At 60.5% G+C, this 12,870-nt stretch carries 11 protein-coding genes; 2 read left to right on the forward strand and 9 right to left on the reverse strand.

Annotated features, from left to right (window positions below):
* From TRL7639_RS08810 to gltX, 3 genes are all read right to left on the reverse strand, one after another.
* Positions 1-1,194, reverse strand: a complete 1,194-nt coding sequence (locus TRL7639_RS08810; protein ID WP_085795328.1) for a calcium-binding protein — start codon at positions 1,192-1,194, stop codon at positions 1-3.
* A gap of 177 nt (positions 1,195-1,371) precedes the next feature.
* The gene (gene gltA / locus TRL7639_RS08815; RefSeq protein WP_085795329.1) at positions 1,372-2,667 is read right to left on the reverse strand and encodes a citrate synthase; all 1,296 of its coding nucleotides are present in this window, start codon (positions 2,665-2,667) and stop codon (positions 1,372-1,374) included.
* Positions 2,668-2,792: 125 nt separating this feature from the next.
* Positions 2,793-4,208, reverse strand: a complete 1,416-nt coding sequence (gene gltX / locus TRL7639_RS08820) for a glutamate--tRNA ligase (protein WP_085796337.1) — start codon at positions 4,206-4,208, stop codon at positions 2,793-2,795.
* Positions 4,209-4,287: 79 nt separating this feature from the next.
* Between gltX and TRL7639_RS08825 the strand changes: the two genes are divergently transcribed.
* Positions 4,288-6,312, forward strand: a complete 2,025-nt coding sequence (locus TRL7639_RS08825) for a ComEC/Rec2 family competence protein (protein WP_085795330.1) — start codon at positions 4,288-4,290, stop codon at positions 6,310-6,312.
* Positions 6,313-6,315: 3 nt separating this feature from the next.
* Here TRL7639_RS08825 and lexA read toward each other — a convergent pair whose 3' ends face one another.
* The 6 genes from lexA to TRL7639_RS08855 form a co-directional block, all read right to left on the reverse strand.
* Complete coding sequence (gene lexA / locus TRL7639_RS08830; protein WP_085795331.1) at positions 6,316-7,014, reverse strand: transcriptional repressor LexA; 699 nt, start codon at positions 7,012-7,014, stop codon at positions 6,316-6,318.
* Between the two features lie 80 nt (positions 7,015-7,094).
* On the reverse strand, positions 7,095-8,267 hold the full coding sequence (locus tag TRL7639_RS08835; protein ID WP_085795332.1) for a molybdopterin molybdotransferase MoeA: 1,173 nt from the start codon (positions 8,265-8,267) through the stop codon (positions 7,095-7,097).
* Complete coding sequence (gene moaC, locus TRL7639_RS08840; protein WP_085795333.1) at positions 8,264-8,737, reverse strand: cyclic pyranopterin monophosphate synthase MoaC; 474 nt, start codon at positions 8,735-8,737, stop codon at positions 8,264-8,266. The genes TRL7639_RS08835 and moaC overlap by 4 nt, the downstream gene beginning before the upstream one ends.
* The gene (trpC, locus tag TRL7639_RS08845; protein WP_085795334.1) at positions 8,737-9,549 is read right to left on the reverse strand and encodes an indole-3-glycerol phosphate synthase TrpC; all 813 of its coding nucleotides are present in this window, start codon (positions 9,547-9,549) and stop codon (positions 8,737-8,739) included. Before trpC ends, moaC begins: the two co-directional genes overlap by 1 nt.
* Positions 9,546-10,565, reverse strand: a complete 1,020-nt coding sequence (gene trpD / locus TRL7639_RS08850) for an anthranilate phosphoribosyltransferase (RefSeq protein ID WP_085795335.1) — start codon at positions 10,563-10,565, stop codon at positions 9,546-9,548. Before trpD ends, trpC begins: the two co-directional genes overlap by 4 nt.
* Entirely contained in the window at positions 10,562-11,143 is a 582-nt protein-coding gene (locus TRL7639_RS08855; RefSeq protein ID WP_085795336.1) for an anthranilate synthase component II, read from the reverse strand. The genes trpD and TRL7639_RS08855 overlap by 4 nt, the downstream gene beginning before the upstream one ends.
* Positions 11,144-11,320: 177 nt before the next feature.
* Here TRL7639_RS08855 and TRL7639_RS08860 point away from each other — a divergent pair, with 177 nt between their 5' ends.
* Positions 11,321-12,805, forward strand: a complete 1,485-nt coding sequence (locus TRL7639_RS08860; RefSeq protein ID WP_085795337.1) for a divergent polysaccharide deacetylase family protein — start codon at positions 11,321-11,323, stop codon at positions 12,803-12,805.
* Positions 12,806-12,870 lie beyond the last annotated feature (65 nt).

Raw genomic sequence — 12,870 nt, forward strand, 5'->3', positions numbered from 1 at the left:
TCAGCGGGAGATCGGATCGTTGACCAGTATCTGGTCCAAATGCACGCCGCCTCGTTCAAATTCGACAATCGGGCGTCCGTTTTCCAGCAATGTCTGGCCGCCGTCGTCGTTGTTTTGCAGCGAAAAGTTGGGTGGGTTTGTTGCCAGACCTTCGCGTTGAAAGATGAAGATGTCTTCGCTGCTGTTGAAGTCGGTTATGCGAACCACCTCGCTGCCATCGCCCCAGTACAGAACGACATCGTTCCCGCTGCCGGTGATCACGGTGTCGCCGCTTGCTGCGCCCAGGGTATCGTTGCCGTCGCCGCCATCCAAAAGGTCAGGGGCATTGTCATCCGTCGGATCCGGTGAGGCCCTAAGCAGGTTCATCGCAAAATCGGGGTCGGCGCTCTTGAGCACGCGGCTCCATTCTTCGACCGTCAGTTCGCGCGCGTAGAAGTCACCGCCATACAGGACGTCATCGCCATCGCCACCGATGAGCGTGTCAGACCCCGCATTGCCGTCCAGAGCGTCGGTTCCGGCACCGCCTGTCAGGCTGTCCGCGCCGTTGCCCCCAATCATCAGATCAACGTCGCCGCCGCCCTGGAGCGTGTCATCGCCCTCTTCGCCAAGCAGGAGGTTGGCTGAGGCACCGCCGTCCAGGGAATCGTTTCCAAGGCCCCCGGCCAACAGGTCCACGTCACCTTCACCCAACAAAGTATCGTCGCCTGATCCGCCTTCCAGGGTATCTTCGCCTGCGCCGCCTTCAAGACGGTCATTGCCAGCTTGGCCATTCAGATCATCGTTGCCAAACCCGCCATCCAACAGGTCGCCGCCTTCCCCGCCATTGAGAACGTCAAAGCCCAGACTGCCGCGCAACGTGTCCGCTCCGTCGTCGCCCCACAGACGGTCGTTGCCCGGTCCGCCACGCAGCAGATCGTCGCCGGTTGCGCCGCGCAGCTGGTCATTGCCGCTGTTGCCGTTAAGCGTATCGTTGCCTTCGTCGCCAAGCAGGGTGTCGTTGCCATTCAGGCCGTTAAAAACGTCGTCCAGCAGGTTGCCCTGCATAAGGTCGTTTCCTTGAGTTCCGTTCTGGGTGTCCTCGTCTGTGGTGGGATCAGGGGAAACCGGGTCTGCTGATCCGGTTCCATCGTCATCATTTCCAAGAGAAACCGCTCCGGCAACCGCGCCAAGACCAAGCAATACCAACAACCACATCGAATAGAATCTCCGGGAAAGAACTTTGTTTCAGAGTTTTAAGGTGCGACGCTAATTTGCGTCAATGGAGTTGGGAGATTTATTATCCAATATGACAATTTTTTCGGAAACACTCTGTTGAACAAAAATAACCCCCGCATGAAACATGCGGGGGCCTGAAATTGTACCGGTCGATACTCAGCGGTTTTCGATGTCGACGTAGTCGCGTTCGGTCGAGCCCAGATACAACTGGCGCGGGCGGCCGATCTTGTTCTGCGGATCGCCGATCATTTCTTTCCACTGCGAGATCCAGCCCACGGTGCGCGACAGCGCAAAGATCGGGGTGAACATCGACGTCGGGAAACCCATCGCCTCGAGGATGATGCCCGAATAGAAGTCGACGTTCGGGAACAGCTTCTTCTCAGCAAAGTAGGGGTCGTTCAGAGCGACCTGTTCCAGCTCTTTGGCAACCTGCAGCAGCGGGTTGTTTTCGACACCCAGCAGATCCAGAACCTCATCCGCCGATTGCTTCATCACGGTCGCACGCGGGTCAAAGTTCTTGTAGACCCGGTGACCAAAGCCCATCAGGCGGAACGGATCGTTCTTGTCCTTGGCGCGGGCGATGAACTCGGGGATACGATCGGGGGTTCCAATTTCCTTGAGCATCTCCAGGCACGCCTGGTTGGCGCCACCGTGAGCCGGGCCCCAGAGGCAGGCGATACCAGCCGCGATGCAGGCAAACGGGTTGGCACCCGAGGACGACGCCAGACGCACGGTCGAGGTCGAGGCGTTCTGCTCGTGGTCCGCATGCAGGGTAAAGATGCGGTCCATCGCACGACTCAGGATCGGATTCACCTCATAGTCTTCGGCCGGCACGGCAAAGCACATGCGCAGGAAGTTCGAAGCATAATCCAGATCATTGCGCGGGAAGACGAACGGCTGACCGATTGAATATTTATACGCCATAGCCGCAATGGTCGGCATCTTGGCAATCAGGCGGTGCGAGGCGATCTCGCGCTGGCGCGGGTCCGCGATGTCGGTCGAGTCGTGATAGAATGCCGACATGGCGCCAACCACACCCACCATGATCGCCATCGGATGCGCATCGCGGCGGAACCCGCGGAAGAAGTTGTGCATCTGCTCGTGCAGCATGGTGTGGCGGGTGATGGTGCTTTCGAACTTTTCCAGGTCCGCAGCCGCCGGCAGTTCACCGTAAAGCAACAGATAGCACACTTCCAGGAAGTGCGATTTACCTGCCAGTTGATCAATCGGGTAACCGCGGTGCAGCAACTCGCCCTTTTCACCGTCGATGTAGGTGATGGTGCTGTCGCAGCTTGCGGTCGAGGTAAAGCCGGGGTCATAGGTGAACACACCCGCAGTGCCGTAAAGCTTGCGAATGTCGATGACGTCCGGACCGGTGGTCGGAGAGAAAATAGGCAACTCGTAGGATTCGCCATTCAGGCTCAGAGTGGCTGATTTCTTGCTCTCGGTCATAGATGTCCCTTCCTCTGTACTGGCACGAAATGCGCCAATGCGGTCAAACATCGGCGCCGTGATCGTGCGGGCAGCGCCTGCGCGGCTGTCGCGCAGGTCCGTCGTATCTGTGCAGCGTTACCCGTTTATGAAGACTGGGCTTTTTCCGCTGCATCCTGAAGCCGCGCCAGGCTTTCGTCTTTGCCCAACACCAGCATCATGTCAAAAACCGAAGGTGTTACTGCTCGTCCTGCCAACGCAGCCCTCAGTGGGCCGGCCAGTTTTCCGAACTTCGTCTCTCGTGCTTCGGCAAAGCCGTTCAGAGAGGCCTCCAGATCGTCTCGGGTCCAGCTAACATTTTGCAACTGCGGCGTCAATTCATTCAGTATACCATTGGATACCGATGCAAGCGCTTTCGCCGCCTTCGCGTCCTGCTCGATCGGGCGAGACGTCAGTGCAAAGTGAGCCTTTTCAAGGAGTTCCGGGAAAGTACGTGCCCGATCCTTGAGGCAATACATCGCACGTTCCAAATCACCGGATTGTGTTTCCGTGAGAGCAGGCTGATTTGCCGCTGCCAAATAACCCTGAATCTCTTGCCGCAATGCAGCATCATCAGCGATTGCGATGTGCTGACCACACAGGTTTTCCAATTTCTTGGTGTCAAACCGCGCCGGGCTTTTGCCGATTCCATCCAGATCGAACCATTCACGCGCTTGCGCGTCGGTAAAGAATTCATCATCGCCATGGCTCCATCCCAGGCGGGCCAGGTAGTTGCGCATGCCTGCGGCGGGGTATCCCATCGCCTGGTATTCCTGAGCCCCAAGCGCGCCGTGTCGTTTCGACAGTTTCTTGCCGTCGGGCCCGTGGATCAGCGGGATATGCGCCCAAACCGGCACGTCCCATCCCATCGCCTCATAAATCATCATCTGACGCGCGGCGTTGTTCAGGTGGTCGTCACCGCGGATCACATGGGTCACGCCCATGTCGTGATCGTCGATGACCACGGCCAGCATGTAGACCGGCGTGCCGTCGCTGCGCAGCAGGATCATGTCGTCCAACTGATCGTTGCGGATGGTGACATCGCCCTGGACCTGATCACGGATCACGGTCGCGCCGTCCTGCGGCGCCTTGATCCGGATTACAAACGGCGCGTCGGGGTGGCTTGCAGCATCCGCATCCCGCCACGGGCTGCGGAACAGAGTGGATTTTCCCTCGGCCCGGGCCGCATCGCGGAAGGCAGCGATTTCCTCTTGGGTCGAGAAACACTTGTATGCTTTGCCCTCGGCCAGCAGGTGATTGGCCACCTCGGCGTGCCGTGCGGCACCTTCGAATTGGCTGACCACCTCTCCATCATGATCCAGGCCCAGCCAGCCCATGCCTTGCAGGATTGCCGCGGTTGCCTCGGGCGTCGAGCGTTCTCGGTCGGTATCTTCGATCCGCAACAGGAACTTGCCGCCACGGCCCCGGGCATACAGCCAGTTGAACAGCGCGGTGCGTGCGCCCCCGATGTGGAGGAAACCGGTGGGGGATGGGGCGAAACGGGTGACGACCTGATCGGGCATGGGCGGCATTTACCTTTTGGTAACTATGGTGGCGGTAACGTTTGCGCCTGTCTAACCAGACGGACGGATAGGAGCAAGCATGCGCTTTCTGGTGCAGGCCGAGGCCGCGTTGCAAGAGCAGCGCGGATACCTGTTCCCCTGGATGCCCGTATGCCTGGGCGCCGGGATCGGTCTGTATTTCTTGCTGAAATCCGAACCAGAATGGTGGGCCTATCCCTTGCTGCTGACGACGGCCTTTGCAGGGATGCACCGGGCGCTTCGTCACGCGGACTTGTGGACACCACTTATCGCCTGTATCTCTCTGATCTCTTTGGGGTTTGTGCTGGCAGGCGCGCGTGCGCATTGGATCTCGGGGCCGGTTTTGGATTGGCGATATTATGGGCCGGTCGAGGGGCGGGTGATTGCCATCGACCGTTCGGCATCAGATGCAGTGCGGATCACATTGGATCATGTGCGGATGGATCGTGTGTCTCCTAGTGAAACGCCCCGCAAAGTGCGTCTTTCCTTGCATGGAACCTCACCGGTGCTGACACCTGGTGACTTCATCATGACCACAGGTCACTTGTCGCCGCCGCAAGGGCCGGTTGAGCCTGGAGGTTTTGATTTTCGTCGGCATGCATGGTTCTTGGAGCTTGGGGCAGTGGGCTACACACGAGTGCCGGTGCTCAGGGCCGCTGCACCCGATCACCGCGATTGGAGTGTCTGGATTTACCGGCTGCGTCTTTCGGCTTCGCGCCATATCCAATCCATTCTGCCAGGTGAGGTTGGGGGATTTGCCGCCGCGATTACAACGGGCGACCGCAGCGCGGTCAGTCAAGAGACACTACGAGACTTGCGTACCAGCAATCTAGCCCATCTTCTGGCGATCTCGGGTTTGCATATGGGGTTGCTCACCGCCTTTGTCTTTGGCGCCTTGAGGACGGGCTTGTCGCTGGTCCCGTCACTTGCCTTGCGCATTCCGGTGAAAAAGATAGCCGCAATCGGAGCCCTGGTTGCAGCGGCAATCTATTTGGCACTGTCCGGCGGCAATGTCGCGACGGAACGGGCCTTTGTCATGGTCGCAGTGATGCTGTGCGCGGTTCTGGTGGACAGACGAGCCTTGTCGCTGCGGGCGGTTGCTGTGGCTGCGGTAATCGTTCTGATCCTGCGCCCTGAAAGCCTGCTGGGACCGGGATTTCAAATGTCCTTTGCAGCAACGGCGGCCCTGATCGCAGTCTTCGGAGCCCTGCGGGATCTGGAGTGGTCATTGGGGCCTGGGTGGTTGAAGCCTGTCCTGGGGGTCGTGATCAGCTCGGCCGTGGCCGGGTTGGCCACGGCACCTTTTGGCGCCGCGCATTTCAACACCATCGCCAGCTATGGGTTGCTGGCCAACCTACTGTCTGTTCCGTTGATGGGTGTTCTGGTGATTCCAGCCGCCGTGCTGGCTGCGTGCCTTGCGCCCTTGGGGCTGGAATGGATCGGGTTGGAGCTTATGGGATCAGGCTTGCGCTGGATCCTTGGTGTGGCCCACTGGGTGTCGGATATGGAAGGCGCGCAACATCGGGTCATGTCCCCACCGGGGGTCGTGCTGCCTTTGGTGTCGATGGGGGCATTGTGGCTGATCCTTTGGCGTGGGCGGTTGCGGTGGCTGGGCGTGGGGCCTGCGGTTCTTGCCTTTCTGCTGTGGACACAGGCCGAGCGGCCCGACGTTCTGATTGCGGACACCGGGGGGTTGATTGGGGTGTTGACGCAAGAGGGGCGCGCTTTGAGCAAGCCCAAAGGCGCGGGGTTCATTGCCACGGTCTGGCTGGAAAATGATGGCGACGCGGCCGATCAGACACATGCTGCGTCAAGATGGACCGATGGCACCGCCAAACAACGACGCATGACGGTTGCAGGGATTGAGATCATTCACTTGGTCGGCAAACGCGCCGTGGCCTCGTTTGAGAGCTGTAAAGAGGGGCAAATTGTGGTTGCGTCGGTCCCGGCTGCGATCAAGGGAGCATGTCACCAGTTCGACCCGCTCAATCTGCGCGAGACCGGCAGCCTGTCGATTTCCAGTGCAGGCATGAAAACGGCGACCCAGATCACGGGTCGCCGCTTGTGGAATACGTTGTCTGACTAGCGATCAATACGTGCGGATCAGACCAACCAGACGACCCTGCACCTTGACCTTGTCATCGGGGAACATCCGCGTTTCATAGGCTGGGTTCGCTGCTTCGAGCGCGATGACATTGCCGCGACGGAAGAACCGTTTCAGCGTTGCCTCTTGATCCTCGACCAGGGCCACGACGATATCGCCGTTGTCGGCCGTGGATGTCTCGCGGATGACCACCACGTCGCCGTCGTTGATCCCGGCGTCGATCATCGAATCCCCTTTGACCTCAAGGGCATAGTGTTCACCGCTACCGGAAAGCATCTGTCCCGGCACCGCGACTTGGTGCGATTGTTGGCTGATCGCCTCAATGGGGACACCGGCAGCGATGCGACCCATGACAGGCAGTTCCACCGCGTGAATGGTGATTGGTTCCGAATTCGCGGGCCGCCCGGCTTCGGGCCGGTCGCCTTCGATCACGCGCGGGGTAAAGCCGGTCGTGGGTTCACCACCCAGGCTTTCGGGCAGCTTCACAATCTCAATTGCGCGGGCCCGATGCGCCAACCGCCGGATGAACCCACGCTCTTCCAAAGCAGTGATCAGACGGTGGATGCCGGATTTGCTGCGCAAATCCAACGCGACCTTCATTTCGTCGAAACTGGGGGGGACGCCGTCCGCTTGGAGCCGTTTGTGAATAAACTCCAACAAATCCAGTTGCTTCTTGGTCAGCATCACGTCACCTCAGGATCTATGCGTTTACGTTTGTTCTACGCATGTTCCTGTTTTGTGTCAACGCTTGTTCTGTCATGGCCTTACAACGGCAGGTAGTGCAAGGTCTCTCCGGCGTTGCGTGCGGGGTCATCTGCTGCACGTACGGCCAGAGCATTTGACTCTGACAGCACCGACAACAGCGAGCTGTCCTGATTGTCAAATACGGTGATCTGTCCCCCCTCGACGCGGGCGCGCATGTAATGCTGTCGGGGGCCGTTTTGCGCAATGTCCTGGCTTAGCGCCGCGGTCATCAACACATCATCCACTGCGCCTAGCCCCAACATCTTGCGCAGCATCGGAAGGATGAAGACATAGCCGCAAACCATTGCAGAAACAGGATTACCTGGCAAGCCAACCATGGCGGCCCCCGCCAATCGGCCGGCCATCAGCGGTTTGCCCGGGCGCATCTTTACTTTGTAGAACGACCGCTCCATCCCCAGCTGCTGCGTGGTCTGAGCAACCAGATCGTGATCGCCAACCGAAGCGCCGCCAATAGTCACGACCAGATCGGCGCCTTGTGCCAAGCCAAAGGTGGTCTCAAGCGAGGCGACCGTGTCGCGGGCAATCGGCAGGACGCGCACATGGGCTCCGTGACGCTCGAACAACGCCTTCAAGCCAAACGTATTGGACGCGATGATCTGATCCGGCCCCGGAACCTCGCCAGGCATCACCAATTCGTCGCCGGTCGAAATCAAGGCAACCACCGGCTTGCGGCGCACCGGTACGCGGGGGATGTTCATTGACGCCATCAGCGCCACATCCTCGGCCCGGAGGAGGCGCGGAGCGGAGATTGTGTCGCCAACGCGGAAATCGACGCCAGCGGGGCGGATATTGTCCTTGGGCCCTGGATCGTCCGAGATCGTGATCAGATCACCCTTGCGATCCACATCTTCTTGAATAACGACAAAATCAGCCCCTTGCGGGATCGGCGCGCCGGTAAAGATGCGCACCGCCTGACCAGCCCCAACGGTGCCGTCAAATCCATGCCCGGCTGCAGCTTCGCCGATGAGTTTGAACATGGCGTGCTGCTCGACTTCGGCAGCCTTGACCGCATAGCCGTCCATAGACGAGGCCGCAAATGGCGGCTGATCGCGCGTGGCAGCGACATCATTGGCCAACACCCGGGTGGCGGCCCGGGCCAGCGGAACCTCTTCAGTATCGCCGGTCTGAACCAGATCCAAAAGCAGCGCGCGGGCTTCGTCTACGGTGATCATTTCGCCTCGTAACGGCCTGATTTTCCGCCGTCTTTCAGCTGTACGTGAATGCCGCCGATCTCCATGGATTTGTCGACGGCTTTGGACATGTCATAGATCGTGAGCGCGGTGGTCGACACCGCAGTCAGCGCCTCCATCTCGACGCCGGTCTGGCCGGTGGTCTTGACCGTCGCCTCGATCCGGACGCCGGGCAAATCCGCGTCCAGCTCCATCTCGACCGAAACCTTGGTGATCGGCAGGGGGTGACACAGCGGGATCAGGTCGGCGGTTTTCTTGGCACCCATGATGCCCGCCAGACGCGCCACGCCCAGAACATCGCCCTTCTTGGCGCGACCTTCTGAAATGATATCAAATGTTTCGCTCTGCATCTTGATGTATCCGCGCGCCACGGCGATGCGGGAGGTCACGTCCTTGTCAGACACATCCACCATATGCGCGTCGCCCTTGCCGTCAAAATGCGTGAGCGCCATCACATCGCCCCCGGAACCAGCGGATTCGACAGGATTTCGCGGGTGGCGGCCGTCACATCATCCTGACGCATCAGGCTTTCGCCGATCAGGAAGCAGCGTGCGCCATACCGGGCAATGTCACTGAGGTCGGCGGGAGTGTTCAGGCCGCTTTCGCAGACAATCGTACGGTCGATCGAAACCAGCTTTGACAGGCGACGGGTGGTGTCCAGCGTCGTTTCAAAGGTCTTGAGGTTGCGATTGTTGATCCCAATGAGGGGGCTTTTCAACTGCTCGGCGCGCTCCAGCTCGGCCTCGTCATGGACCTCGATCAACACGTCCATGCCCCAATCAAATGCGGTCTGTTCCAGCTCGGCGGCCTGGCCATCCTCGACCGAGGCCATGATGATCAGGATGCAGTCGCCGCCAAGCGCGCGGGCCTCGACCACCTGATAGGGATCATACATGAAATCCTTGCGCAGCGCAGGCAGGCTGCAAGCGTTGCGCGCGGCCGTCAGAAATGATTTGTCACCCTGAAAGCTGGGCGTGTCGGTCAGTACAGACAGACAGGTCGCGCCACCGGCCTCATAGGCCTGCGCCAAGGCTGGCGGATCGAACTCGGGGCGGATCAAACCCTTGGATGGGCTGGCTTTCTTGATCTCGGCAATCAGGCCATAACCGTCGCGGCTGGCCTCGAACAGGGCTTTGGCAAACGGGCGCACGGGGCCTGCATCGCGGGCTTCGGCCTCAAGCTCGTCCAGCGATTTTTGCGCCTTGTCGGCGGCCACTTCTTCCAGCTTGTAGGCCTTGATTTTGTCCAGGATAGTGTCGGTCATGTCGTGCCTTGTGTAATCCGCGCCAGGGCGGTGATCTTGTCTTGGGCTTTGCCGCTATCGATGCTCTCGGCCGCCATGGCGACGCCTTCGCGCAGGTCCGATGCGGCCCCAGCAACCACCAACGCGCCTGCAGAATTCAGCAGCACCGCATCGCGATAGGCGGATGGCGCGCCATCCAGCAGGGCGCGGAACGCTACGGCGTTTTCTTCGGGTGTGCCGCCGACGATGTCTGCAAACGGATGAACCGGCAGGCCCGCGTCCTCGGGGTGCAGTTCGACCTCTTTCACGGTGCCGTCTTCAAGCGCGGCGACCCAGCTGATGCCGGTGATGGTCAACTCATCCGTGCCGTCCGAGCCATGAACCAACCATGCTCTATCCGATCCCAACAAACCCAGCGTTTCCGCCATGGGGCGGATCAGATCGCGACTGAAAGCGCCGGTCAACTGGCGTTTGACGCCCGCGGGGTTGGTCAGTGGGCCAAGGATGTTAAAGATCGTCCGCGTTCCCAGTTCAGCGCGGGTGGGCATCACATGGGCGGTCGCGGGGTGATGCATTGGGGCCATCATGAAACCGATCCCGGCCTCGGACAGCGCCCGTTCCACCACATCCGGGCCCACCATCACGTTGATCCCCATCTGCGATTGCAGATCCGCAGTGCCGGATTTCGAACTCAGGTTACGATTGCCATGCTTGGCCACGACCACGCCGGCACCTGCCGTCACAAAGGCCGTCGCGGTCGAGATGTTGAGCGTGTTCTTGCCATCACCCCCGGTGCCCACAATATCCATCGCCCCCTCGGGCGCGCGCACAGCGTTGCATTTGGCACGCATCACAGCTGCGGCGGCGGCGTATTCATCCACCGTCTCGCCACGGGTGCGCAGGGCCATCAGCAGGCCGCCGATCTGGGACGGCGTCGCCTCGCCGTTGAACAGGATGCCAAAGGCAGTCTCTGCTTCGCCACGGGTCAGGGCACGCTCGGCTGCCGCGCCGATCAGCGGTTTCAGAGCGTCACTCATGCCGGGACTTTCATGTCGTTGAGGAAGTTTTGCAGCAGGGCATGCCCATGCTCGGATGCAATCGATTCCGGGTGAAACTGTACGCCATGAATGGGCAGCTCATTGTGCTGCAGGCCCATGATGGTGCCATCTTCCAATTCCGCTGTGATTTCAAGGCAGTCGGGCAGGGTGGCACGGTCCACGACCAGCGAATGATAGCGCGTCGCCTCGAACGGTGACGGCAGCCCTGCAAACAGTCCTTTACCGGTGTGGGACATGGTGCCCATCTTGCCATGAACGATCTCGTGGCAGCGCACGACATTGCCGCCGAACGCTTGTCCGATGGTCTGATGGCCCAGACATACGCCCATCAACGGGGTACGCGTTTCAGCCGCCGCTTTGGTCAGCGCCAGGCAAATGCCAGCCTGATCCGGATCGCAAGGCCCCGGGCTCAGCAAGATACCGGCGGGGTTCATCGCCATTGCCTGTTGCACGTCGATGGCGTCGTTGCGGTGAATTTCGACCTCGGCCCCAAGCTCGCCCAGATAGTGCACGAGGTTGTAGGTAAAACTGTCATAGTTGTCGATCAGCAGCAGCATGTTGATCCGTTCATTAGGGGCTGGTGCCAAAAGCCTCAGCCGCAGTATAGTGTTGGCGTATACATGTTCAGGCTTGCACGGCAGCGTCAAGGGCGCTTCGCGGGGCAAATGGTATCGGGTATCAACGCCGCTCAGACGGTGACAGGAATGCAACGGGCAAAAAGGGGCAAAGCAGCCATGCGCGGATTTTTCGGAGGACTTCTGGTCGGGGGCGTTGTGGTAACCGGCGCAGCGGCAATTTCGTCTTTGTCGTTTCCCCTGCCGCAGCGGCCTGATCTGGTGGCCAACACGCCCGAGGCCACAGGAACCGGAGCAACTGCGGATCAGAATACGGGCCAAGCCCCCGCGGGAAAGGATGCTGATCTGGTCGAGATTGCGCCGCGCGCACCGGATGCAGGCCCATCCACGAGCGACGATCTGGCTGCACTTGATGACGATGCAACACAACCGGGTGACAAACCCGCCGTCGGCCCGGCAACTGGCGGTCTGGATTCGCCCCAGGCCACGAACTCTTCGGATGTGACGGTCCAAGAGGACGAACCGGTTGCGCCGTCGTCCTCCGCCGAACTTCCTGCTCCCGACGATCAGGCTCAGGCCCCCAGCGTCGTGGAGCAGCCTAGCCAACCCACTGCCCCGGCGGTTGAAGACACGGGGACGGGCTTCGGCACGTCGCAAACAGACGAAGAGACCGCGCCTGAGGCACCAGCACCGAAACAGGCCGAGCCCGGGACGGCAGAGACAGCCCCTGCAACCGAGGCGCCGGAAACGGAAACTGCGCCTGATCCTGACACGCAGGCTGCAGAACTGCCCGCCCCGCAAGAAGGCGACGCGCCTACGCCCGAGGCCGGCGTCGAAGCGCCCGAGCAGGGCGAGGCCCCCAGCGAAGGCGGCCTGGTGGGTACTGCACCCAGCCCAACCATCGGCACGCCGGTTGTTCCCCTCACGGAACGTGACAACGTGGCCACTGCGCAGGGAACGCCGGATGTGATCCCGCTCAAAGCTTATGCTGCTCCGTTCGAGAACAGCGAAGACAAGCCGCTGATGGCGATTGTGCTAATCGACGATGCGGATTCTCTGGGGCTGGAAGCGCTACAAGAGTTTCCTTATCCGCTGTCCTTTGCCATTGACCCGTCCAAGCCGGGCGCGGCCGACAAGATGAAAACCTATCGCGATGCGGGTTTTGAGGTTCTGGCCATGACCGATTTGCCTGCCGCCGCAACCGCGCAAGACGCCGAAGTTTCGATGTCGGTCTGGCTTGAAACCTTGCCCGAGGCCGTCGCCATTCTTGAAGGCACGGGATCGGGGATTCAAGGCAATCGTTCTTTATCTGATCAGGTCGCCGCGATTGCCGGGGGAACTGGTCGCGGCTTGGTTACACAGGACAACGGTCTTAACACTGCGCAAAAACTGGCAGCGCGGGCGGGTGTCCCTTCGGCCGTGGTATTCCGCGATTTCGACGGGGCAGGGCAGACGCCGACGGTGATGCGCCGGTTCCTGGATCAAGCAGCGTTCCGAGCTGGTCAAGAGGGCGCCGTCATCATGCTGGGCCGCGTGCGCCCTGATACAGTGTCGGCTTTGCTGCTTTGGGGCCTTCAGGATCGCGCCAACCGCGTGGCGCTTGCTCCGATTTCGGCTGTGTTGACACGCGACCAAAGCCAGTAAGACGCAGGCTTCACTCGGAAAGCTTGAACGTCCGGCTAGCCGCCGTGCACAGGCGCCTCCTGTGC

The sequence above is a fragment of the Falsiruegeria litorea R37 genome, assembly GCF_900172225.1.
Classification (GTDB): domain Bacteria; phylum Pseudomonadota; class Alphaproteobacteria; order Rhodobacterales; family Rhodobacteraceae; genus Falsiruegeria; species Falsiruegeria litorea.

Coding starts and splice junctions, on each gene's coding strand:
- TRL7639_RS08810 (WP_085795328.1), bottom strand. CDS start 1,194: ATGTGGTTGTTGGTATTGCTTGGTCTTGGCGCGGTTGCCGGAGCGGTT.
- gltA (WP_085795329.1), bottom strand. CDS start 2,667: ATGACCGAGAGCAAGAAATCAGCCACTCTGAGCCTGAATGGCGAATCC.
- gltX (WP_085796337.1), bottom strand. CDS start 4,208: ATGCCCGATCAGGTCGTCACCCGTTTCGCCCCATCCCCCACCGGTTTC.
- TRL7639_RS08825 (WP_085795330.1), top strand. CDS start 4,288: ATGCGCTTTCTGGTGCAGGCCGAGGCCGCGTTGCAAGAGCAGCGCGGA.
- lexA (WP_085795331.1), bottom strand. CDS start 7,014: ATGCTGACCAAGAAGCAACTGGATTTGTTGGAGTTTATTCACAAACGG.
- TRL7639_RS08835 (WP_085795332.1), bottom strand. CDS start 8,267: ATGATCACCGTAGACGAAGCCCGCGCGCTGCTTTTGGATCTGGTTCAG.
- moaC (WP_085795333.1), bottom strand. CDS start 8,737: ATGGCGCTCACGCATTTTGACGGCAAGGGCGACGCGCATATGGTGGAT.
- trpC (WP_085795334.1), bottom strand. CDS start 9,549: ATGACCGACACTATCCTGGACAAAATCAAGGCCTACAAGCTGGAAGAA.
- trpD (WP_085795335.1), bottom strand. CDS start 10,565: ATGAGTGACGCTCTGAAACCGCTGATCGGCGCGGCAGCCGAGCGTGCC.
- TRL7639_RS08855 (WP_085795336.1), bottom strand. CDS start 11,143: ATGCTGCTGCTGATCGACAACTATGACAGTTTTACCTACAACCTCGTG.
- TRL7639_RS08860 (WP_085795337.1), top strand. CDS start 11,321: ATGCGCGGATTTTTCGGAGGACTTCTGGTCGGGGGCGTTGTGGTAACC.